The 22,617-nt window shown below is 42.6% G+C and carries 18 protein-coding genes; 12 read left to right on the top strand and 6 right to left on the bottom strand.

Translation table 11 applies throughout. From position 1 onward, the window contains the following. From HMPREF1532_RS17030 to HMPREF1532_RS17040, 3 genes are read left to right on the top strand one after another with little or no spacing between them, the layout of a single operon-like run. A complete protein-coding gene (locus tag HMPREF1532_RS17030) occupies nt 1-675 on the top strand; it encodes an OmpA family protein (protein ID WP_005932275.1) in 675 nt (224 codons plus the stop codon). After that, nucleotides 656-1,360 (top strand): monofunctional biosynthetic peptidoglycan transglycosylase, encoded by a 705-nt coding sequence (gene mtgA, locus HMPREF1532_RS17035; protein WP_005932277.1) that lies wholly within the window; start codon nt 656-658, stop codon nt 1,358-1,360. Before HMPREF1532_RS17030 ends, mtgA begins: the two co-directional genes overlap by 20 nt. Before the next feature lie 13 nt (nt 1,361-1,373). Continuing rightward, nucleotides 1,374-2,624: a type IX secretion system plug protein gene (locus HMPREF1532_RS17040; RefSeq protein ID WP_005932280.1), complete on the top strand. Its 1,251-nt coding sequence runs from the start codon at nt 1,374-1,376 to the stop codon at nt 2,622-2,624. Between the two features lie 161 nt (nt 2,625-2,785). Here the strand turns inward: HMPREF1532_RS17040 and HMPREF1532_RS17045 are convergent, their stop codons facing one another. Beyond that, a complete protein-coding gene (locus tag HMPREF1532_RS17045; protein WP_005932283.1) occupies nt 2,786-4,561 on the bottom strand; it encodes a hypothetical protein in 1,776 nt (591 codons plus the stop codon). Between the two features lie 279 nt (nt 4,562-4,840). Beyond that, nucleotides 4,841-5,344: an RNA polymerase sigma factor gene (locus tag HMPREF1532_RS17050; protein ID WP_005932285.1), complete on the bottom strand. Its 504-nt coding sequence runs from the start codon at nt 5,342-5,344 to the stop codon at nt 4,841-4,843. A 244-nt stretch (nt 5,345-5,588) separates the two neighbouring features. On the opposite strand from HMPREF1532_RS17050, the gene HMPREF1532_RS17055 reads away from it, so the two are divergent. Beyond that, nucleotides 5,589-6,149 (top strand): LemA family protein, encoded by a 561-nt coding sequence (locus HMPREF1532_RS17055; RefSeq protein ID WP_005932288.1) that lies wholly within the window; start codon nt 5,589-5,591, stop codon nt 6,147-6,149. Nucleotides 6,150-6,173: 24 nt separating this feature from the next. Next, nucleotides 6,174-7,139, top strand: coding sequence for a M48 family metallopeptidase (locus tag HMPREF1532_RS17060; RefSeq protein WP_005932292.1), 966 nt, complete (start codon nt 6,174-6,176; stop codon nt 7,137-7,139). 111 nt (nt 7,140-7,250) lie between these two features. Here the strand turns inward: HMPREF1532_RS17060 and HMPREF1532_RS17065 are convergent, their stop codons facing one another. Further along, nucleotides 7,251-7,664, bottom strand: a complete 414-nt coding sequence (locus tag HMPREF1532_RS17065; RefSeq protein WP_165353988.1) for a DUF3592 domain-containing protein — start codon at nt 7,662-7,664, stop codon at nt 7,251-7,253. A gap of 369 nt (nt 7,665-8,033) precedes the next feature. On the opposite strand from HMPREF1532_RS17065, the gene HMPREF1532_RS17070 reads away from it, so the two are divergent. Both HMPREF1532_RS17070 and HMPREF1532_RS17075 read left to right on the top strand, forming a co-directional pair. Further along, on the top strand, nt 8,034-10,931 hold the full coding sequence (locus tag HMPREF1532_RS17070; protein ID WP_005932300.1) for a M16 family metallopeptidase: 2,898 nt from the start codon (nt 8,034-8,036) through the stop codon (nt 10,929-10,931). Nucleotides 10,932-11,117: 186 nt separating this feature from the next. After that, nucleotides 11,118-11,603 carry a DUF4251 domain-containing protein gene (locus HMPREF1532_RS17075; RefSeq protein WP_005932302.1) on the top strand — a complete coding sequence of 162 codons (486 nt, stop codon included), beginning with the start codon at nt 11,118-11,120 and terminating at the stop codon, nt 11,601-11,603. A 136-nt stretch (nt 11,604-11,739) separates the two neighbouring features. On the opposite strand, the gene HMPREF1532_RS17080 is transcribed toward HMPREF1532_RS17075, so the two are convergent. Beyond that, nucleotides 11,740-12,354 (bottom strand): trimeric intracellular cation channel family protein, encoded by a 615-nt coding sequence (locus tag HMPREF1532_RS17080; protein WP_005932306.1) that lies wholly within the window; start codon nt 12,352-12,354, stop codon nt 11,740-11,742. A 106-nt stretch (nt 12,355-12,460) separates the two neighbouring features. Here HMPREF1532_RS17080 and wecB point away from each other — a divergent pair, with 106 nt between their 5' ends. After that, the gene (gene wecB / locus HMPREF1532_RS17085; protein ID WP_005932309.1) at nt 12,461-13,543 is read left to right on the top strand and encodes a non-hydrolyzing UDP-N-acetylglucosamine 2-epimerase; all 1,083 of its coding nucleotides are present in this window, start codon (nt 12,461-12,463) and stop codon (nt 13,541-13,543) included. 17 nt (nt 13,544-13,560) lie between these two features. Here wecB and HMPREF1532_RS17090 read toward each other — a convergent pair whose 3' ends face one another. Then, nucleotides 13,561-14,448 (bottom strand): glycosyltransferase family 2 protein, encoded by an 888-nt coding sequence (locus tag HMPREF1532_RS17090; protein ID WP_005932311.1) that lies wholly within the window; start codon nt 14,446-14,448, stop codon nt 13,561-13,563. Between the two features lie 105 nt (nt 14,449-14,553). On the opposite strand from HMPREF1532_RS17090, the gene HMPREF1532_RS17095 reads away from it, so the two are divergent. From HMPREF1532_RS17095 to HMPREF1532_RS17110, 4 genes are all read left to right on the top strand, one after another. Further along, nucleotides 14,554-17,142 (top strand): DUF5686 and carboxypeptidase-like regulatory domain-containing protein, encoded by a 2,589-nt coding sequence (locus HMPREF1532_RS17095; RefSeq protein WP_044097557.1) that lies wholly within the window; start codon nt 14,554-14,556, stop codon nt 17,140-17,142. Nucleotides 17,143-17,521: 379 nt separating this feature from the next. Further along, nucleotides 17,522-18,799, top strand: a complete 1,278-nt coding sequence (locus tag HMPREF1532_RS17100) for a replication-associated recombination protein A (protein ID WP_005932314.1) — start codon at nt 17,522-17,524, stop codon at nt 18,797-18,799. Nucleotides 18,800-18,836: 37 nt separating this feature from the next. Continuing rightward, complete coding sequence (locus HMPREF1532_RS17105; protein WP_005932316.1) at nt 18,837-20,303, top strand: glycoside hydrolase family 140 protein; 1,467 nt, start codon at nt 18,837-18,839, stop codon at nt 20,301-20,303. A 73-nt stretch (nt 20,304-20,376) separates the two neighbouring features. After that, nucleotides 20,377-21,333: a D-2-hydroxyacid dehydrogenase gene (locus tag HMPREF1532_RS17110; RefSeq protein WP_005932318.1), complete on the top strand. Its 957-nt coding sequence runs from the start codon at nt 20,377-20,379 to the stop codon at nt 21,331-21,333. Nucleotides 21,334-21,452: 119 nt separating this feature from the next. On the opposite strand, the gene cydB is transcribed toward HMPREF1532_RS17110, so the two are convergent. Beyond that, nucleotides 21,453-22,601, bottom strand: coding sequence for a cytochrome d ubiquinol oxidase subunit II (gene cydB, locus HMPREF1532_RS17115; protein WP_005932319.1), 1,149 nt, complete (start codon nt 22,599-22,601; stop codon nt 21,453-21,455). Between the last annotated feature and the right edge of the window lie 16 nt (nt 22,602-22,617).

The following is a 22,617-nucleotide window of genomic DNA, read 5'->3' on the forward strand; positions in this document are numbered from 1 at the left end:
ATGAAAAAGATTAAGTTTATGGCCTTCTTCCTAAGTATGGCTTTAGTATTCGGAAGTTGTGGATCAATGAACAATACCGCTAAAGGTGGAATGATCGGTGGCGGTTCAGGTGCCGCTTTAGGTGCAATTATCGGTGGTATCGCCGGTAAGGGTAAAGGCGCTGCTATCGGTGCTGCTATCGGTACAGCCGTCGGAGGTACTGCTGGTGCATTGATTGGCCGGAAAATGGATAAGAAAGCAGAAGAAGCTGCCAAAATCGAAGGTGCACAAGTAGAGCAAATCACAGACAACAATGGATTGGCTGCTGTAAAAGTGACTTTTGACTCAGGTATCCTTTTCGGATTCAACTCTTCTACATTGAGCAATGCCGCCAAACAATCTTTGCGTGAATTTGCCGGTGTGTTGAAAAGCGATCCGACTTTAGATATTGCAATCATCGGACATACCGATAAGGTAGGTACGCAGGAAGCCAATCAGAAGGTTTCGAACAACCGTGCTTATGCAGTAGAAAATTACCTGCAATCTTGTGGCGTTCAGCCTTCTCAATTCAAAACAGTAGAAGGTGTAGGTTACTCACAGTATGACGAATCGTTAACAGCTGCTCAAAATCGTCGTGTAGAAGTATACATGTACGCCAGTGAACAGATGATAAAAGATGCGGAAGCCGGTAAGTAAAATACTTCGTATCATACGCAGTCTGCTGCTCTTTTTCTTCCTGTCAACCCTTGTTGCGGTCGTTATTTACCGGTTTGTTCCGGTATATGTTACCCCGCTAATGGTGATCCGAAGTGTGCAGCAGATAGCATCGGGAGATAAACCCACGTGCAAACACACGTGGGTTTCTTTCAATCAGATCTCCCCACATCTGCCTATGGCTGTTATTGCTTCCGAAGACAATCGTTTTGCAGAACATAACGGATTCGATCTCAAGGAAATAGAAAAAGCGATAAAAGAAAATGAAAGTAGAAAGCGAAAACGAGGTGCAAGTACTATCAGTCAGCAAACAGCAAAAAATGTTTTCTTATGGCCCCAATCCTCATGGCTAAGGAAAGGACTGGAAGTTTATTTCACCTTTCTTATTGAAACATTCTGGTCGAAAGAACGGATTATGGAGGTATATCTGAATTCCATCGAAATGGGAAAGGGCATTTACGGGGCACAAGCTGCTGCCCAATATAAGTTCAATACCACAGCCGCCAAATTAACAAAGGGCCAATGTGCATTAATAGCTGCTACGCTACCTAACCCCATACGTTTCGATTCTGCCCATCCGTCGCCTTACATACTAAAAAGACAGAAACAGATCATGAGATTAATGAATCTTGTACCCAAGTTTCCCCCGCCAACTACTCATCACTAAACCTCTTTTGTTTATGATAAAATATTGTTCACTTCTTTTCTCTCTGTTATGCCTGTCAGGCGGAATCAGAGCACAACGCACAGAAATTTACGCACCTCATATTCAGACGGTGCAAGTGGTAGCCAACAATGACATCAACGCTCCTGCCGTCATTACATTGGACAGTAATGATTATATCGAGCTCTCTTTCGATGAACTATCACATGAGTATCACCGATATCAGTACGTCCTCTCCCACTGTAATGCAGATTGGTCTGCTTCCGACCTTTCGGACATCGATTATCTGGATGGGTTCAACAATAATCCGATAGAAGATTACGAAACCTCCATCAATACAACGATGCCTTATACCCACTATCGCCTGACATTGCCCAATAATGAGGTACGCATGAAATTGTCCGGCAATTATCTCATAACAGTTTATGATGATTCGGACACCAGTAAACCTGTTTTCAAAACCTGTTTCCGGGTATTGGACAAGCAAGTCAGTGTATCGGCTACGGTAAGCAGTGATACGGAAATAGATCGTAACAAAGGTCATCAGCAAGTGAGTTTCAATGTCCGGCACAGAGGGTACAATATACGAAATCCGCAACAGGAAGTAAAAATTCAGGTAATGCAGAACGGACGGACGGACAATATGGTAACCGGAGTACTGCCTACCTACGTCGGCCCGGACGAACTGCGCTATACACACAATAAAGCCCTGATATTTCCGGCAGGAAACGAATATCGCAGGTTCGAAACAGTCAGTACACGCTATGCTAATATCGGTGTGGAAAGTCTTCAATTCCATGATCCTTATTATCATGCGACGCTGTTTCCAAGCGATCCCCGTACCAGAAATTATAGTTATGACGAAGACCAGAACGGACGTTATCTGATTCGTTACGACGATGCTACGGATAATGAAATCGAAGCAGATTATTTCTTTGTACATTTCAGCCTTCCCTGGGAAGATCCTTTTATGGACGGCAAGTTATACCTGCAAGGAGAGTTTACGTATGACAACTTTAACCGGCAAACGGAAATGAAATATAATAAAGAAACATACGCTTATGAATCGGTACAATTGCTTAAACAGGGTGCTTACAATTATCAATATCTATATGTCCCCAATGGAAGTACAAAAGGGGAAACCGGTCCGGTAGAAGGAAATTACTATGAAACGGAAAACGAATATCTGATTTTAGTATATGCGCGTCCATTCGGCGAACGGTACGACAAATTGATAGGCATGCAACAAGTCAGATTCAGACCTTAGAAACGCTAACTCAATAAAGTATAGACCAAGAATTCTTCTAAGATAAAAAGTCGGAACAGGCTTTATCTTTCATCATTCAGGAGTTAAGGAGCAGCACGATAATCGTATCAGAATCTTTTCTCGATAGACCTTTTGCTTCCCTTAACTCCTGAATCCGATAATCAGGCAAATATATTGCTACGTTCGATATAAGCTATTACATCTCCCTTATTTAAAGTAGCTCCTTGCTGAGCACAAACTTCGACAACGCGGCCTGTAAATCCGGTTAATATTTTCTCATATTCCCCCCACGGAGTAGAAAGGTAACAAAAGACTTCATCATGTTGATATTTACGCCCGATAAACGGTGCGGTGGATGGTCCTTCTACGGAAACCTCCCAAAGTATCTGCCCATTGTCCGGTGCTATAATAGGATCGGCTTTGGCGCGTTTCAGTTTTTTTATTTCTTCCTCCGAATACCCGTTCTTAATCATGGCTGCATCCTTGGCACGTTGCAGGTCTTCTTCAAATCGCTTTTTGGCGACACCGGACTTATAATCACGGTATTGCCGGTCATGCATAGCCAACTCGAAAAGTTCCTCGTCATCCGGCCCGTATTCCCAACCATTTTCATCCATCTCCTTTTTATAGTCTTCCAAGGCATCCGGATAATTTTCCTGTGGATCGGTGTCGATAAATTCGTATCCTTTGGAGTGTGCTAATTCGACAATTTCCGGTGCAAGATTACCCGGTAAACGGCCGCTCTTACCCAAAATCATATCCCAAGTATGGTTATCGATCATCGTCCAACGTTCGTCCCCTTTCACCAACTGCATTAAATTCATCAACGCCACATTCTTCACATACTGGCTGAATGGGGTCACTAACGGAGGATAGCCGAGTTTAGGCCACACATACTCCACTTCATCAAAAAGCATCACCAATAGATCATCAATACTCAGCTCCGGCTCGTTTTTACTCTTCAATATCATATTGATACCTGCATGAACACCTTTCAAATCGGCCATCATCGACCCCATCATGCCACCGGGAAGCCCGCATTTCAATAAAAGAGAAGACATCTGCTTATTGGTGGAATCCATGAAATATCCCAAAAAGTCGTCAATGAACTCCTGTGTCATGGCACGCGCTTTCATATAAGCCTTCATATTAATTTCAGGCACATCATATCCTTTATCCTTGAGCATGGCCTGTACGGATATTACATCCGGATGAACCTTTCCCCACGACATCGGCTCCATAGCCACATCAATAATATCGGCACCATTCTCGCAAACTTCAAGAATGGAAGCCATCGACAGCCCCGGTCCGCTATGTCCATGATATTGGATGATCACTTCGGGATGCCTGTCTTTAATAGCTTTCGTCAACCTGCCCAACATACCGGGACGACCGATACCGGCCATATCTTTCAGACAGATTTCCGGTGCACCGGCCTCTATCAGCTTATCGGCAATATCGGTGTAATATTCTACCGTATGCACCGGAGAATGAGTAATACAAAGAGTAGCTTGTGGAATCATGCCGCCTTCAATTGCGTACTTAATAGAAGGAATTATGTTGCGTACTTCGTTCAGCCCACAAAAAATCCTTGTAATGTCCACACCTTGGGCATGCTTTACTTTATACATCAACCGACGTACATCCGCAGGTACGGGATACATACGCAGCCCATTCAAGCCACGATCGAGCATATGGGTCTGGATGCCGGCCTCATTAAAAGGTTTGGTAAATGCACGCACCGCCTTATTCGGATTTTCTCCATACAAAAGATTCACCTGCTCAAAAGCTCCTCCATTGGTTTCGACACGGGCAAAACAACCCATCTCTATAATCAACGGAGCAATTCGCATTAACTGATCGACACGGGGTTGATACTTTCCGGACGATTGCCACATATCCCGGTAAACAAGACTGAATTTAATTTCCTTTTTCATTGCCGTAATCCATAAAGTGATTTCACATAAAATTGGTTAACACATCTTCTTTCACAAATATATAGACTTATTTGACATAAAGACAATTTTTAGCAAGAAAAATAAGCCTAATCGGATATGTTTTATATCATATTGTCACAAAAAACAAAGGAGCAAAAAGGGGAATTTCCTTCTCACTCCTTACAATTAAGCAATAGCCGTTCCATTTAAAACATTAATTTGATAATTACACGACCGTTTGTCTTTCAGTTTAAAACTATATCTAATTATACCTATTGATTATACAAAATCTTTCAGTTCTTGCTGTAACCGTTGGCGTGTGAAAAATATACGGCTCTTTACAGTTCCGAGAGGCAAGCCAAGTTTCTCAGCTATTTCACGGTATTTAAATCCGGAAACATGCATTGAAAAAGGAATTTTATATTCTTTGGGAAGAGCATTTACTACACGATGCATCTCTTTAAGGTCATAGGCGCCTTCGGTACTTTCAAAACCGGAATCCTGCGGCAGATTCAAATGGTAAAGATTATCTGTCTGGTCTACAAAAGTCTGGTCACGTACAACCTTACGGTAATTATTAATAAAGATATTACGCATGATGGTATACATCCATCCCTTAAAATTTGTATCCGGGATATATTTTTCCTCGTTATCCAAGGCTTTTAGTGATGTTTCCTGCAACAAATCATTCGCTTCCTCACGGTTAGCAGTCAGTTTATAAGCAAAACGTAGTAACTCTTCTTGAACTCCAATCAAATCCTTTCTGAAACTTAAACTTTTCATATCTAATGGTTTTTACGGTTAATATTTCGTTTTTTTCTCGATGTTGCAAGTTTAAAGGTATTTTCAGACTTCAATAGGGGGAAATCCGTCTTTCTTTGGGGTAAAAACTATCAAAAAACAGTTTTTGGGTGCTTTTTGATAGTTCTCAGGTGCTATTTACGAAAATTATCAGCTGTTTTATTGCAGGAATAGTTACTTTCTTCTACCTTTGGAATATTAATAACTCTAATAAATACACAAAATTATGACTTTATTGATCATTTTAGGAATCATCGTTGTACTTGGAATCATGATCGCCTCTATGTATAACTCACTGGTGAAGTTAAGAAACAACCGTGAAAATGCATTTGCAGATATAGACGTACAGCTTAAACAACGACATGACCTCATCCCACAATTAGTAGATACGGTTAAAGGATATGCCTCTCATGAAAAGGAGACACTCGACCGGGTGATTCAAGCACGCAACGGTGCTATCAACGCTCGTACAATCGACGATAAGATCAATGCCGAAAATCAACTGACCTCAGCCCTTGCCGGTTTAAAAATTACGCTCGAAGCATATCCGGACTTGAAAGCCAATCAGAATTTTCTTCAATTGCAAGAAGAAATCTCGGATATAGAAAATAAGTTGGCTGCCGTTCGCCGTTATTTCAACTCGGCAACGAAAGAGTTGAATAATGCAGTCCAGACATTTCCTTCCAATCTGATTGCCGGAATGTTCGGTTTCCATAAAGAAATCATGTTCGATTTAGGAACAGAACAGCGTGCCAACCTGGAACAAGCTCCCAAAATCAACTTCTAATTCCTCACGGAAAACAGATAAACTATGCAATACGTCGGAATTCAAACACAGCAGAGCAGAAACAATGCACGTTCTCTGTTTCTGTTGTTTCTCTTCCCTTGTCTGGTAGGAGTACTCTCTTATCTGTTCTGTTATTTATTGGTAATGCTCACTCAGGAACAATATGCAGACTACGACCGGATGGATATGATCAACGGAATATTTCTCCAATCCATACCTTATATAATAGGTGGTGTGACAATTTGGTTTCTTATCGCCTATTTTGCCAATACCAGTATTATAAAAGCGGCTACGGGTGCCCAAACCTTGGAGCGTAAAGACAACAAACGAGTCTATAATCTGGTAGAAAACCTCTGCATGTCGCAGGGAATGAAAATGCCCAAGATAAACGTTATCAATGACTCTTCACTGAACGCCTATGCCAGCGGTATCAATGAACGGACTTATACCGTAACTCTCTCTCGCGGGATTATTGATAAACTGGACGATCAGGAACTGGAAGGTGTCATAGCACATGAACTGACACATATCCGTAACCGGGATGTCCGGCTGTTGATCGTCTCCATCGTATTCGTAGGTATCTTTTCGATGTTGGCGCAGATAGCTATACGATCTATTTATTACAGTTCACGGGCACGCAGTAGCAATAGTAAAGGGAATGGAGCCATTGTATTAATCCTGATAGCCCTCATCGTTGCCGCCATCGGTTATTTCTTCTCGAGCCTTATGCGCTTTGCCATTTCCCGTAAACGTGAATATATGGCCGATGCCGGTGCTGCGGAAATGACAAAGAACCCGCTTGCTCTTGCCAGCGCCTTACGTAAAATATCTACAGACCCGGATATAGAGGCTGTGAAACGGGAAGATGTGGCACAGCTCTTCATCGAGCATCCCGGTAAACAAGCTAAAAGTGGATTCAACGGACTTAGCGGATTATTTGCAACCCACCCTCCTATTCAAAAAAGGATTGAGGTATTGGAACAGTTTTAAATTCCGATATAACTAATATTCAGAATTTATAAGAATATGATGTATGCTTATGCTATAAAAGTTACTCCTGCCAAACATAGTAGCATAAGGACTACTTTCAATATTCCTTTCTTAATTTTTATTTCTTTGAGCTTTTGTAATTACTATGCCTAAAAAAAGACAAAATGTACCAAATATCCACATACTCCCCCATATAAACCCCTCTTCAAAAGGTATTACAACCTCCTCTGTACGGTCAGGATAATACCATAATGAAATTTCACTTCCCTGGAATATAAAAGGATTGTACAATTGCATCCTTACATGACTGCTGTAACGTTTTGTTTTATATTCGATGCGGGCAGTATGCTTGTATCTTACTTTTCGGTTACGATATATTCTCTCCGTTTTCAAATCCGTTACAACTCCTACGGTATGCTCCATTCTGTTTGATTTATCATACAGTCTATAAAGGCTGTATGAACCTGCAATAAATGAAATACTGCCTATAAAAAGCAACAGAAATATAATAACCTTTGATTTCATATACATCACCATTCTTGAAGAGTGCAAAATTACAAAAAAGCCGTGATAATTCATTCAACTTAGGCTTGATCCTTTTTTGACGTAGAATATTTCTTTATCATACATGTGAATCAACAGTTGCTAAGTTAGTTTTGTAACTAACTAATAAACAACAGTATCCATTCTCCCTCTCCCACGGAGAGGGCTGGGGAGAGGCTGACTGTTTATCAGATTTGAACCCAATATCCGACTACAAATTCGCATTACACATCACTTTCAAACTTATATTTTCAAACAAAATACTATTTTTCCGAACTTTTCGTAGAGGTTATTGTGATTTTTTTATAGCTTTGCCTACATATACATAAAAACACTTTATTTAATTATTTTATGAAACTACTTAAATCTCTCATCCTTTTAGTTGCGATAGCAGTTTCCGTTCCGTCATTCGGACAAGGACTGAAAGCATTCAAGCTAAAAAACGGTCTTTCTGTATATATATGGGAAGACAATACCAAGTCTGATGTCTTCGGATTGGTAGGAGTACGTACGGGAGCAGTAAATGATCCGGCCGAATACACCGGACTTGCTCACTATCTGGAGCATGTAATGTTCAAAGGCACCGATAAAATCGGTACATTGGACTGGAGTGCCGAAGAACCTATTTATAAGAAAATCATCGCTAAATACGATGAAATGGCGAACGAAACCGATCCGGTAAAAAAAGAGGCCATCGGTAAGGAAATCAATGAACTGACTATCGAAGCAGGAAAAGTAAGCGTATCCAATGAATTCTCCAACTTGATGGAAAGCATGGGAGGTAAAAATCTGAATGCTGCAACCGGTATGGATTTAACTTTCTACCATAATTCATTCCCTACATTCCAGATCAATAAATGGCTGGAGATTTCATCACAGCGTTTCCTTAATCCGGTATTCCGTACTTTCCAATCCGAATTGGAGACTGTATACGAAGAATACAATCGCGGACAAGACAATCCGGGACGCGTACAATACGATTTTATCCAAAGCAAAGCCTATGAGGGGCATCCTTATGCACGTTCAGTGCTCGGTTTACCCGAACATTTGAAAAATCCCCGCTTGAGCCAATTAATCAAATTCTATAATGATTGGTATACGGCAGAGAATATGGTGCTGATTCTGGTAGGTAACATCAATGCCAACCAGATCAGTGGACGAATAGCTTCTACCTTTGGCCGTCTTCCTCAAAGAGCGACTCCCGAGCGTAAAACCTATCCCGACCTGGATATCAAAGGCCGTACACAATATACTGCCAAAGTGGGCCGTTACCCATCCGTATGTTTAGTATACAAAGGAGTACCGGCAGGTCATCCGGATGAAAAGCCTTTGGAAATAGCTCTTTCACTATTAAGCAATAGCAGTGCAACAGGTGCGCTCGATAAATTATCTATCGATGGTGAAATCACAAACGGATATGCATCCTTGGATGCGAACCGCGAACAGGGCCGTTGCAAGATTTCGGTAACCCCGTTGTATGACGAAAACCAAAGACGCTTTGAATCCAACAAGAGTGCAGAGAAAAAAGCACTGAAAGCCATTCAGCAAATTGCCAACGGTGAAGTGGAAGACTGGATTATCGATGCCATTAAAAGCAATATGTGTCGTGAGTTCGACCGCGTCATGGAATCCAATGAGAATAAAGGGCTTATCCTCTTGCAAGCTTTCATTAACGAAGAAGATCTGGGACAGGTTCTCAACTACAAAGATGAGATCATGGCAATCAATATCGACGATATCAAGCGTGTGGCTAAGCAATATTTAAACAATGACTATCTGGCTCTTTATATAGAAAAAGGCAACTTGAGTAAAGATGCTAAAATAAAGAAACCGGGATACAAACCAATCGAACCTCCTGTTGGAAAACAATCTCTTTATGCACAGCAATTCAAGAGTTTACCGATCGGACAGGTGGAAGAAAAGTTTATGGATTTCAGTGAAGTTCAGACGAAACAAATCAACGACCGTTCCAAACTGTTTTACACATCCAACCCGGAAAATGAAGTATTCAGTCTGACTTTAAAATATGGTGCAGGCGAACGTGTTTTCCCGAAAGTCGGCATTGCCGCCAATCTGATGAACAACGCAGGAATCATGGGAATGTATGAACCTCAAGATTTGAAAAAGGAACTTAGTAAACTGAATGTCAGTTGTGATGTATTTGCGGGTGATGATTATCTGTACATATCTATGCGTGGATACGAAAACAACCTTCCGGAAGCCTGTCAACTGCTTGCCCGCCAGATTTTAATGCCGAAGCTGGACGAAAAACAATTAAGCCGTATTAAAGGTAGCATATTAGGATCACGCCAACAGCGTAAAGAAAATGTTCAGACGTTAGGTGCTGCATTGAATCAATATATCCGCTACGGAGAAAAATCTCCTTTTATAGATGAACTGACAGACAAACAAATTCTGGAATTACAGATCTCTGAATTGACCGGTGACATTAACCGTGCCTCAAATTATGAAGCGGAAATCTATTATACGGGTACATTGCCTTTCGATAATGTATACGAAATCCTGAGTAAAAATCTTCCATTGGTAGCTAATGAGAAACCGACAGATTCACCACAAGTGAAACCGATTGCCCCGGTTACTGAAAACACTGTATATTTCTTACCAAACTCGGATGCAGAACAAGCTCAGATTTATTTCTTTATGCCAACGGCAAATTATGATAAGAAAGATGATGTACTACGTGATGCATTCTATCAATATTTCTCCGGTGACTTTAACGGATTGGTTTTAAGCGAACTCCGTGAAAAACGCTCAATGGTTTATTCGGCATACGGAGTAGTTACCACTCCTGCTCTTCCGGGATATCCGACTACCTTTATCGGGCAGATAGGAACGCAAAATGATAAAGCCAATGAAGCATTAGCCCTCTACATGGATCTGTTGCGCAACATGCCGGAAAACCCGGATCGTATGGATAACATTAAGAGCTATCTGCGTCAGGAAGCATTGACAACACATCCCGACTTCCGTGATAAAGCTCAATACTTCGAACAATACAAGAGAGTAGGTTATACACAAGACCCTGCCATTGAAAATGTACCAAAAATCGATGCTTTGACTTTTGATGATATAATGAAATATTATAAAGAAAATATCAAAGACAAACCGATAGCTATCGGTATCATGGGTAACCCTAAGGATATCAATGTAGACGAACTGAAGAAATTCGGTAAAGTAATAAAATTATCAGAAAAGAAACTGTTCAATTCTAAAGATGCTTTATTCTAAAATCCGGTAGTTTTACCTGATATCGGTTATAATTGATCCCCGTTTGTATGGTGTGCAAACGGGGATTTTTATATTAGCTCCCCTCCTCTTCGCTATGTTATACTTCTGTTTAATTTCATTAAATAAAGTGCAGTTAATCTGTATTTTAGTATCTTTGGACTGTTAGTAATAAAAAAGAGTAGCGATATGAAAACGAATCAACGTATTATTATCATCTTAATGTTCATGATGATGGCCGGCCTATCCGACATTTATGCTCAAAACAAGAGAGAGATAAAAGAACAGAGAGAGCAAGCTATCAAAGAGCAGATCATAGCCGAGAAGTATAAGATCAGTGTAAACACAGCCTACCCCCGTCGAGGGAGAACCGTTCATTTATCCTCCCCTTATTCTGTGGAAATAAGGAATGACTCCGTTATTTCCTATTTACCTTTTTACGGACGAGCTTATTCAATTCCTTATGGTGGAGGAGAAGGATTGATATTTCAGGCACCACTCGATGAATACGAGATGGAAATGAATAAAAAAGGAACAGCAAAAGTTAAATTTACAGCTCGTAGCCCGGAAGATAAGTTCACGTTCAATCTTACTATCTATTCCAACGGTTCGGCAAGTATCAATGTCAATATGCAAAACAGAGAATCTATAAGCTTTTCGGGGGAAATGGAGTAAATAATGTGCCAATATGTCAATGTGCCAATGTGCCAATTGGCTGCGCTATTTTCTATTAGTATATTGATAAATTGGTACATTGATCACATTGGCATATTATATCATTGGCATATTGGCACATTATTTCATTGGCACATTATTCCTCCTCTCCTTTCAATATCGGAAGGCAAATTTGATATTTCACAGCCAGAATACGGGTTATGAACACACTGCATCCGCTTATAATTTGTGTGATCACCGTATCTATTCCTAAAAGATGACACAACCAGTAGACAATGCCCCCCACCACACAAGCCATTGCATAAATTTCCTTGCGGAATATCAAGGGAATTTCATTGATAAACACATCACGAATTACTCCACCGGCGGCACCGGTGATACTGCCCATGATAATAGCTACCCAAAAAGGATATCCCAACGCTATACTTTTTCCTACACCGACCACGGTAAATAAGGCAAGCCCTACACTGTCAAATATAAAAAAAGTATTGTGCAGATGAATTAAGTGTTTACCGAAAAAAATAACCCACAACAAAGCCATTCCGGTACAAATAAGATAGACAGGATCCGTCATCCACCCCGGAGTGACGTCCAGCAATACATCACGGATCGTACCACCTCCAATGGCAGTGGCCAACCCCACCACATATGCTCCAAACCAATCAAAACGCTTGGCAGAAGCTAAACGGATACCACTGATTGCAAAAGCAAACGTACCTATAAAATCAAGAATCTGAACAAATGTCGGCATATCTAAAGTTTTTTGTCTACAAAGGAACAAATAATTCCGCAAGAAAGCGTACATTTGTTTCTTGAAAATAGACGGAAGAACGATATAATATAGATAAAAGAACGATATGAAAATAACTATTGTTGCCGGGGCACGCCCTAACTTTATGAAAATAGCGCCTATCACGCGTGCCATTGATGCTGCACGGGCGCAAGGCAGAAGTATCTCCTACCGGTTGGTATATACAGGAAAGCGTGAGGATACCAGCTTGGATGCTTCCTTGTTTGCCGATCTTCATATGAAAGAACCCGATGTATTTTTGGGAGTGACCGACAGCAATGCCACTCAACTGGCTTCCGGCATAATGGTTGCATTCGACAAAGAGCTGACCGAGAATCCGGCCCATATCGTTCTTGTGGTAGACGATCTCACAGCGACAATGAGTTGCGCCATCGTTGCCAAGAAACAAGGTATCAAGGTAGCGCACCTTGTTGCCGGTACCCGTTCGTTCGACATGAATATGCCTAAAGAAGTAAACCGGATGATAACGGATGGATTATCGGATTATCTCTTTACAGCCGGTATGGTAGCCAACCGTAACCTGAATCAGACGGGAACGGAAAAGGAAAATGTATATTACGTGGGAAATATCCTTATCGATAACATCCGTTACAACCGGAATCATTTTATCCGCCCGCTTTGGCTTTCCGTATTGGGAGTAGAGGAAGGAGACTATATACTGCTCACCCTCAACAGACGTGTACTTCTGAACAATAAAGAGAATCTGCGCCGGCTCATGGAAACGATCTTGGAAAAGGCGGCCGGTATGCCGGTTGTCGCTCCTGTCCATACCTACGTACGTGATGCTATCAAAGGGCTCAGCATTTCGGCTCCGAACCTGCACATCATGCCACCGCAAAGTTATCTTTCTTTTGGATATCTGATGAATAAAGCCAAAGGTATTATTACGGATTCGGGTAATGTGGCCGAAGAATCCACCTTTTTAGGAATCCCCTGCATTACACTTAACAACTACTCCGAACACCCGGAAACCTGGCGCATCGGAACCAATGAACTGGTTGGAGAAGACCCGGCGGCACTGGGCAAAGCAATGGATGTATTGATGCGGGACGAATGGAAACACGGCGAACTGCCCGAACGCTGGGACGGACGGACAGCCGACAGAATTGTACAGATTTTGTTGTCCTGATTCTTGCGTTCACATCATTAATCAGGTTTCTTTTGAGATAAGAAATTACACAAATAACCTAATTTATAAAAAGCAAAAAGCTTCAACGAAGGTTTTCGGCTGGTAAGATTGCTTACCAGTCTTTTTTCAATCTGCCGGAACAGAAAAGCAACCAAAGGAGCCATTCCTAAACGTTTTACACAAGCATACCACCGCAATAGCTTGACATGCGAATGCATCTGTTCGATATGTCCGTCCAAATTACGGACCGCCCGGCGGATTTTCATCAGAAATTGCTCACTATTCTCTTCCACCAGATGATAGACCGGATTGTCGATGTGTAGAATCTCTACTCCGGCCTGCTCCAGTTGCATGCCAAACAGAGTATCCTCGTATCCCAGATGAAACGTCTCATCAAAACGGACTTTCAGAAAAGCATCCCGGCATATCATAAAATTCATACTGATAAATCGATTGTAAGGTTCCTTGTTTCTCTGCCCGGCAGATTGTTCTTCAACAGCCATTCCGTATTTATAACGCAATATGGCATTGGCAGGAATACTCTTACGCGGATAAATGAATCCGCCACAAACCACCCGGCCGGTACGCGCCACTTGCAGATATTCCTCCAAAAACGAATCCGATACGGGCATAACGTCCGAATCCAGAAACAACAGATAAGGATATCGGGCTTCCGAAGCCAGATAATTACGAATACGTGCAGGCCCTTGATTCTCTTCCTGTTGCAGATAGCGACATCCTTGCCACTCTGTCATTTTGCGATTTTGCTGACGAATGTTTTCGCATGACGCGTCATCTGCCAACAGAATTTCAAAAGGTATTCGCAAAGCGATTGCTTGTTTGTACATCTTTTCGATCAGAGACAAACAAACAGCATTGTAAGTAGGTATCAGTATAGAAATCATTATCAATCATAATTATAGGAGACAAAAGTAATACAAAAAAGGTTATTAAGAACAAACTATTCGAGAGTTATTTACTAACTTTGCCGACTCATGTTGAAGTATATGATGAAACAACGATATAAGAAGCACATTTTACTATTCTTGCTCGTATTTTCTGCCGCATCCTCTTTTGCGCAGTTAAAAGGAGTTATCACCGACTCGATTACGCACGAGCCTTTAATGTATATTTCGGTTTATTACGAAGGAAAAGGCGTGGGCGGAGTATCCAACGCCAACGGCGAGTATCAGATTGAAACACGAAAAGGATGGAACGAAGTCACATTCTCATCTGTCGGTTACCGCACGAAAGTAATAAAAATCACTCCGGGACAAAAAGTATTGAATGTACAGATGGCTCCGGACGATGTGATGTTGACGGAAGTGGTTGTAAAACCCAAGAAAGAGAAATATTCGAAAAAGAATAACCCGGCCGTGGACTTTATGCGGAAAGTCATCGAGCACAAAAAGGCGCAAAGGCTGGATGAGAACGAATATTACCAGTATGACCAATACGAGAAGATGAAGATGTCTCTCAATGACATCACTCCCGAAAAAATGGAGAAAGGAATCTATAAGAAATATTCATTCCTTCTGGATCAGATCGAAGTATCCGAAGCCACTAACAGTCTTATTCTTCCTATCTCGATACAGGAGACTGCATCACAAACGGTATTCCGCAAAGATCCGGAAAGCAAAAAGACAATTATCAAAGGAATGAATTCCAATGGTATCAATGAATTCTTTTCTACAGGTGACATGCTCGGAACGGTATTACAGGATGTTTTTACCAATGTGAACATCTATGATGACGAAATCCGTCTGCTGCAAAGACGTTTTACCAGCCCCATTGCCAAAGAAGGAATCAACTTCTACAAATATTACCTGATGGACACTTTGACGGTGGACAAAGATACGTGTGTACATCTGACTTTTGTGCCGCAAAATTCACAGGACTTCGGTTTCACAGGACACCTGTACGTACTGAAAGATTCTACCTATGCCGTAAAGAAATGCATAATGAACTTACCTAAAAAGACAGGTGTGAACTTTGTAAACCAACTGAACATCGTACAGCAATACGAGCAATTACCCAACGGGAACTGGGTATTGATGGACGACGATATGCTGGTAGACCTTGCATTGGTAAAATCGACGGGGGGGATACAGGTACAACGGGTGACGAAATACAGCAACTATAAATTCGACCCCATTGAGCCGCGTATGTTCCGCCTGAAAGGATCGGTTATAAAGGAGGCAGATATGCTATCTAAGAGTGACGAGTACTGGGCTGAAGTCCGCCAAGTACCGTTGAGCAAGACCGAAAGTACCATGGATGTATTCATGAACCGGATTGAACAGATTCCGGGATTCAAATATATCATCTTCGGTGCCAAAGCTGTGATTGAGAACTTCGTAGAAACTACCGGTCCCAAAAAGCCGAGTAAGTTCGACTTCGGTCCCATTAATACTACCATATCGAATAACTATGTAGACGGACTCCGCCTGCGACTCAGTGGTATGACGACTGCCCATCTCAATCCGCATTGGTTCGTAAACGGATATGGCGCCTATGGTTTCAAAGACCACCGTTGGAAATACAGTGGAACGCTGACTTATTCTTTCAATAAGCGCGACTATGTAGTATGGGAATTCCCCAAGCACTACATTTCCGCCACTTATAGTTACGATGTGATGTCGCCAATGGATAAATTCCTGTTTACGGATAAAGATAATGTATTCCTCTCTTTCAAAACAACTACCGTAGACCAGATGTCATACATGCGTGACATAACCGTCAACTACGAACTGGAAACTCAGACAGGTTTCGGTGTAAAAGGAATGCTCCGCCACCGTAATGACGAACCGACAGGAAATCTGAAATACTATGCCAATAACAGCAGTGCCAATAAAATGCCACTGCCCGATGAGCAGCCTATTCACGATATCACCACCACCGAAGTAAGCGCCACTTTGCGTTATGCTCCGGGTGAAGCGTTTGTCAACTCCAAGCAACGCCGTATTCCGGTATCACTGGATGCTCCGGTCTTCACGCTGACGCACACTTCCGGCTTCAAGGGAGTACTTGGAGGAGAGTATAACTTTAACCGTACGGAAGCCAGTATCTGGAAACGATTCTGGTTGCCCTCTTCTTGGGGAAAGGTAGATGTCAGCCTTAAGGGAGGTGCCGAGTGGAATACCGTGCCTTTCCCGTTACTGATATTGCCGGAAGCCAACTTGTCGTACATCACTCAGCGTGAGACGTTTTGTCTGATCAATAATATGGAGTTTTTGAATGACCGTTTCGCCTCCCTTTCCCTATCATATGACATGAACGGAAAACTGTTCAACCGCATACCGTTGCTGAAAAAACTTAAATGGAGAGAAATGGTTCGTTTCCGCGCCCTTTGGGGAACGCTGACGGATAAGAACAACCCTTTCAAGAGTGATAATCCCGAATTATTCCTCTTCCCGATGCGCGACGGACAATATACAAGCCACGTGATGGACCCGAAAATCCCTTATATGGAGGCGAGTGTAGGAATTTATAATATTTTCAAACTACTGCATGTAGAATATGTACATCGTCTGACTTATCGTAATAACCCCGACATTAACAAATGGGGAATACGATTTATGGTGATGATGACGTTTTAAAACAGGCAGAGCCTTTTTCTTAGTTGAAAGTTGAGAGTTGAAAGTTGAAAATTGCTATGCAGCGTGATAGTATTAATCATTGCAGACTGGGTGAGTAATTGCAGACTAAGTGAGTTAATTGCAGACCGGGTGACTGAGTAAGTGCTGACATTAGTTTTCAACTAAATGAGAGTTTTAACCGGTTAATGGTTATCTACGTTGCCACGCTGCATAGTAACTTTCAATTTTCAACTCTCAACTTTCAACTAAGGAAAGGACTTTCAACCGGATAAATAAGAGTTTTAACTAAATAAGAGTTTTAATCGATTGATGGTTATCTACGCTGCCACGCTGCATAGTAACTTTCAACTTTCAACTCTCAACTTTCAACTAAAAAAACGTGCAACCATTAGCAGAACGGCTTCGACCGAAGACATTAGATGAATATATAGGCCAGAAACATCTGGTAGGCCCTGGTGCTATCCTGCGGAAGATGATCGACGCGGGAAGGATCTCTTCTTTTATTCTTTGGGGACCTCCCGGAGTAGGGAAAACAACGTTGGCTCAAATTATAGCCAATAAGTTAGAGACTCCTTTCTATACATTGAGTGCGGTGACTTCCGGAGTAAAGGATGTGCGCGAAGTAATCGACCGTGCGAAAAGTAATCGTTTCTTTTCGCAAGCAAGCCCGATACTTTTTATCGATGAGATCCATCGCTTTAGTAAGTCACAACAAGATTCGCTGTTGGGAGCAGTGGAGAACGGTACGGTGACACTGATAGGAGCTACTACCGAGAATCCGTCGTTTGAGGTAATCCGTCCTCTCCTTTCGCGCTGTCAGCTTTACGTCTTGAAATCTCTTGAAAAAGACGATTTGTTGGAATTGCTACAACGTGCCATTGCTACGGATGCGGTGTTGAAAGAACGCCAGATCGAATTGCGGGAGACGAATGCCATGCTTCGTTTTTCCGGAGGTGACGCACGCAAACTGCTGAATATACTTGAGCTGGTAGTCGAATCGGAAGCAGAAGAGACCGTAGTCATTACCGATGACATGGTGACCGAACGATTGCAGCAAAACCCGCTCGCCTACGATAAAGACGGGGAAATGCATTATGATATCATCTCCGCATTCATCAAATCCATTCGTGGAAGTGATCCCGATGGTGCCATCTACTGGCTGGCCCGCATGGTGGAAGGCGGTGAAGATCCTGCTTTCATAGCACGCCGTCTGGTTATCTCGGCTGCAGAGGACATCGGGCTTGCCAATCCGAATGCCCTGCTTCTTGCCAATGCCTGCTTTGACACACTGATGAAAATAGGTTGGCCGGAAGGAAGGATTCCTTTGGCGGAGACCACTATCTACCTGGCTACAAGTCCTAAAAGTAATTCGGCTTACAGTGCTATCAACGACGCTCTTGCGCTGGTACGCGAAACCGGTAGCCTGCCCGTCCCCCTGCATCTGCGCAATGCACCGACCAAACTGATGAAGCAATTAGGATACGGACAAGAATACAAGTATGCGCATAGCTACGAAGGCAATTTCGTGAAACAGCAATTCTTGCCCGATGAACTGAAAAACAAACGTATCTGGCAACCGCAACATAATCCGGCAGAACAGAAACATGCCGAACGGATGCAACAGTTGTGGGGTGACCGATACAAAGAGAATAAATAAAAAATATCCCGCACTGAAAAAAAATACTAAAAACACCATGAGAATTGTCCGGCTGTTTGCCCTGCTCCTATCGTTTCTGAGCATAACATCATCTGCCTTTACACAAAACAAGAAACAAAAAAACTACATTCCCTGGAGCAATGGAGAACTTTTGGTTTCTGAAGAAGGACGATACCTGAAACATCGGAACGGTACCCCTTTCTTCTGGCTGGGCGATACCGGCTGGCTACTCCCCGAACGATTGAACCGCGATGAAGTTGAATACTATCTGGATCAATGCCAACGTCGCGGATATAACGTGGTACAAGTACAAACCATGAATGATGTTCCGTCCATGAACATCTACGGGCAATATTCCCTACCCGACGGTTTTAATTTTGCGAACATCAACCGAGAGGGCGTTTACGGATATTGGGATCACATGGACTACATAATCCGCACGGCTGCCCGAAAAGGAATTTATATCGGTATGGTATGCATCTGGGGAGGGCCTGTTAAAGCCGGAAAGATGTCGGTAAAAGAGGCACAGGCTTACGGAAAATTCCTATCTGAACGGTACAAGGACGAACCGAATATCATCTGGATTATTGGAGGAGATATCCGTGGCGATGTAAAAAGAGAGGAATGGGAGGCTTTGGCCACTACGCTGAAATCAATCGATAAGAAACACCTTATGACGTTTCATCCGCGAGGCAGAATGACTTCTGCAGAATGGTTCGCTAATACTTCCTGGATGGACTTCAATATGTTTCAGAGCGGACATCGCCGTTACGGACAGCATTTGGGAGATAAAGAGTATCCCATTGAAGAAAATACGGAAGAAGACAACTGGCGCTATGCAGAACGTTGTCTCGCAACAACTCCTCTGAAGCCCGTCATCGACGGAGAACCGATCTACGAAGAAATCCCTCATGGCCTGCATGACGAAAACGAGTTGAGATGGAAAGATCATGACGTACGGCGTTACGCTTATTGGTCGGTTTTCGCCGGCTCTTTCGGGCATACTTACGGTAATAATTCCATCATGCAGTTTCTTAAGCCGGGGGTAACCGGCGCATACGGCGCAAAGAAGCCTTGGCAGGAGGCTATGAATGATCCCGGCTTCAATCAAATGAAATATTTGAAGAACCTTATGCTTACTTTTCCGTTCTTTATACGTGTACCGGATCAAACGATCATCGCCGGCACAAACGGAGAACGTTACGATCGTGCCATAGCTACACGTGGAGACGACTATCTGCTGGTATACAATTATACCGGACGACCGATGCAAATCGACCTCCGTAAAATCAGTGGAACCCGAAAATCCGCATGGTGGTATACAGCCAAAGACGGCAAATTGGAATACATCGGAACGTTTGACAACGGCATACATGAATTTCAGCACCATAGCGGTTACAATAGTGGAAACGATCACGTACTGATTGTAACGGACAGTAGCCGGAACTATGTACAGAAGGAATGGACCGAACTACCGGACGCACAACAAAAATGGATAAAATAATGGTTCAGAATGATCCATTCTGTCCGGAATAAAATATAAACCGACTCGAATAATAACCATTAAACGAACGAATATGAAAATTGTAGTATTAGACGGTTATGCCGCCAATCCCGGTGATTTATCCTGGGAAGGTCTGAAAACGTTGGGCGAATGCACGATTTACGACCGCACTGCTCCCGAAGAAGTATTGGAACGTGCTGCCGGTGCAGAAGCGATCCTTACAAACAAAGTAGTAATCACCGCAGAACAGATGGCAGCCCTACCCGATTTGAAATATATCGGAGTACTGGCTACCGGATATAACATCATAGACATCAACGCAGCCCGCGAACGTGGAATTGTCGTTACCAATATCCCGGCATACAGTACCCCCTCCGTGGGACAAATGGTATTCGCCCATATCCTGAATATCACCCAGCAAGTGCAGCATCATTCCGAGGAGGTACGCAAAGGCCGGTGGACGAATAATGCGGACTTCTGTTTTTGGGATACTCCGCTCATCGAATTGCTTGGAAAAAAGATCGGCCTCATCGGTTTGGGACAGACAGGCTATAACACCGCCCGCATCGCTATCGGCTTCGGTATGAAAGTATGGGCTTATACTTCCAAGTCGCGCTTGCAACTGCCGCCGGAAATAAAAAAGATGGAACTCGACCAGATATTCCATGAATGCGACATTGTGAGCCTACATTGTCCACTGACGGAGCAGACACGGGAATTGGTAAATGCCCGCAGACTGGCTTTGATGAAACCGACCGCTATACTTATTAACACAGGACGCGGGCCGTTGGTCAATGAACAAGATCTCGCCGATGCACTTAATAACAACCAGATTTATGCTGCCGGAGTAGACGTATTGTCTACTGAACCACCACGTGCGGATAATCCGTTGCTTACGGCACGTAATTGCTACATCACCCCGCACATTGCCTGGGCTACTACTGCTGCCCGTGAACGGTTGATGGGAATTATGCAAGAAAACTTAAAAGCCTATATAGCAGGAAAACCGGTAAATAATGTGGCAAAATAATAAGTATTTCATCCTTATGTTTACACAGACCTTTTACTAAAGGATAAATTACAACAGAAAAAGACGGATAAGCAATGTACTAAGTTACTTATCCGTCTTTTCATAATCAACTTACCTATTTAGTAAGCGTGGCCGCCTTCGTCCATCTCTTCGGCATCGATCTTCTTTTTATCGATGCTACGCCATGCATAAAATATATAAGCAATAACAAAAGGCACGAGAATAGACACATACGCCATTGTCTTGAGAGTAAACTGGCTGGAACAACTGTTGCTCAACGTCAGCGAACTCTGGATATCAGTAAACGATGGATAATAAGCAGTGTTATTATATCCGGCCGTAAGCAGTAAAGCAAGCACGGTAAGAATCGTACCGATCCCGGCAAACCATATTCCTTTATCAAAACCCTTCTTCAAAAGGGTACGCAAAATACCGAACAGTACCAACACTACTCCTAACAGAAAAATCCCTAAAACAACAGGCATCTCCAAAAAGTTCGTCAAATACTTATACGGCTCCATATACACCTCTTTCGTGTCCGGATTCACCGCATAACCGTCAGCGAGCAATGTGCGGATAACGAATGCCAAGAAAAAGATAAGAAAAAGCGCTGTATTTCCATATATAGAACGACGGCATTTTGCCACCAGCTCCTCATCGGCAATATTATTGATAAAATAAAGTGCACCCAGAATACGTGCCAAGAAAAATACAGCCAGTCCAAGAATAACATTCCACGGATTAATCAATGCATCCAGCCCGTGCCATCCATTACCCCATTGGCTGATGACAGGCATAATCGCATTCCCCATGTTCGCCTTGTTGATATAGAAATCGGAACCGGTAAAGAAAGTAGCTACGGCGCCACCCAACAATAACGGTCCTACCACTCCATTAATTACCAAAAACACCTGATATGTCTTTTTACCCAACAAATTACCGGCCTTACTCTGAAACTCATAACTGACCGCCTGCAATACAAAGCTGAATAGGATAATCATCCAAAGCCAATATGCACCGCCGAAACTCGTACTGTAAAACAGAGGAAACGAAGCAAAGAAAGCGCCACCGAACGTCACCAGTGTAGTAAACGTAAACTCCCACTTGCGACCGGTGGAGTTAACCATCATCTTACGATGTTTTTCTGTCTTTCCCAAACAGAAAAGCAAGGAATTACCACCCTGCACAAACAACAGGAACACAAGTATGGCTCCTAACAGAGAAACTATCAGCCACCAATAATGTTGAAGAAATATATATGTACTCATACTTTTAGCAGTTAGA

Source organism: Bacteroides salyersiae WAL 10018 = DSM 18765 = JCM 12988, from assembly GCF_000381365.1.
Classification (GTDB): Bacteria; Bacteroidota; Bacteroidia; order Bacteroidales; family Bacteroidaceae; genus Bacteroides; species Bacteroides salyersiae.

What these genes read in the sequence shown, in the direction of transcription:
- HMPREF1532_RS17060 (WP_005932292.1), top strand. Translation starts at nt 6,174, where the DNA reads ATGCAATACGTCGGAATTCAAACACAGCAGAGCAGAAACAATGCACGT.
- HMPREF1532_RS17080 (WP_005932306.1), bottom strand. Translation starts at nt 12,354, where the DNA reads ATGCCGACATTTGTTCAGATTCTTGATTTTATAGGTACGTTTGCTTTT.
- HMPREF1532_RS17110 (WP_005932318.1), top strand. Translation starts at nt 20,377, where the DNA reads ATGAAAATTGTAGTATTAGACGGTTATGCCGCCAATCCCGGTGATTTA.
- HMPREF1532_RS17055 (WP_005932288.1), top strand. Translation starts at nt 5,589, where the DNA reads ATGACTTTATTGATCATTTTAGGAATCATCGTTGTACTTGGAATCATG.
- HMPREF1532_RS17090 (WP_005932311.1), bottom strand. Translation starts at nt 14,448, where the DNA reads ATGATTTCTATACTGATACCTACTTACAATGCTGTTTGTTTGTCTCTG.
- HMPREF1532_RS17075 (WP_005932302.1), top strand. Translation starts at nt 11,118, where the DNA reads ATGAAAACGAATCAACGTATTATTATCATCTTAATGTTCATGATGATG.
- HMPREF1532_RS17095 (WP_044097557.1), top strand. Translation starts at nt 14,554, where the DNA reads ATGAAACAACGATATAAGAAGCACATTTTACTATTCTTGCTCGTATTT.
- cydB (WP_005932319.1), bottom strand. Translation starts at nt 22,601, where the DNA reads ATGAGTACATATATATTTCTTCAACATTATTGGTGGCTGATAGTTTCT.
- HMPREF1532_RS17045 (WP_005932283.1), bottom strand. Translation starts at nt 4,561, where the DNA reads ATGAAAAAGGAAATTAAATTCAGTCTTGTTTACCGGGATATGTGGCAA.
- mtgA (WP_005932277.1), top strand. Translation starts at nt 656, where the DNA reads ATGCGGAAGCCGGTAAGTAAAATACTTCGTATCATACGCAGTCTGCTG.
- HMPREF1532_RS17050 (WP_005932285.1), bottom strand. Translation starts at nt 5,344, where the DNA reads ATGAAAAGTTTAAGTTTCAGAAAGGATTTGATTGGAGTTCAAGAAGAG.
- wecB (WP_005932309.1), top strand. Translation starts at nt 12,461, where the DNA reads ATGAAAATAACTATTGTTGCCGGGGCACGCCCTAACTTTATGAAAATA.
- HMPREF1532_RS17065 (WP_165353988.1), bottom strand. Translation starts at nt 7,664, where the DNA reads ATGAAATCAAAGGTTATTATATTTCTGTTGCTTTTTATAGGCAGTATT.
- HMPREF1532_RS17105 (WP_005932316.1), top strand. Translation starts at nt 18,837, where the DNA reads ATGAGAATTGTCCGGCTGTTTGCCCTGCTCCTATCGTTTCTGAGCATA.
- HMPREF1532_RS17040 (WP_005932280.1), top strand. Translation starts at nt 1,374, where the DNA reads ATGATAAAATATTGTTCACTTCTTTTCTCTCTGTTATGCCTGTCAGGC.
- HMPREF1532_RS17070 (WP_005932300.1), top strand. Translation starts at nt 8,034, where the DNA reads ATGAAACTACTTAAATCTCTCATCCTTTTAGTTGCGATAGCAGTTTCC.
- HMPREF1532_RS17030 (WP_005932275.1), top strand. Translation starts at nt 1, where the DNA reads ATGAAAAAGATTAAGTTTATGGCCTTCTTCCTAAGTATGGCTTTAGTA.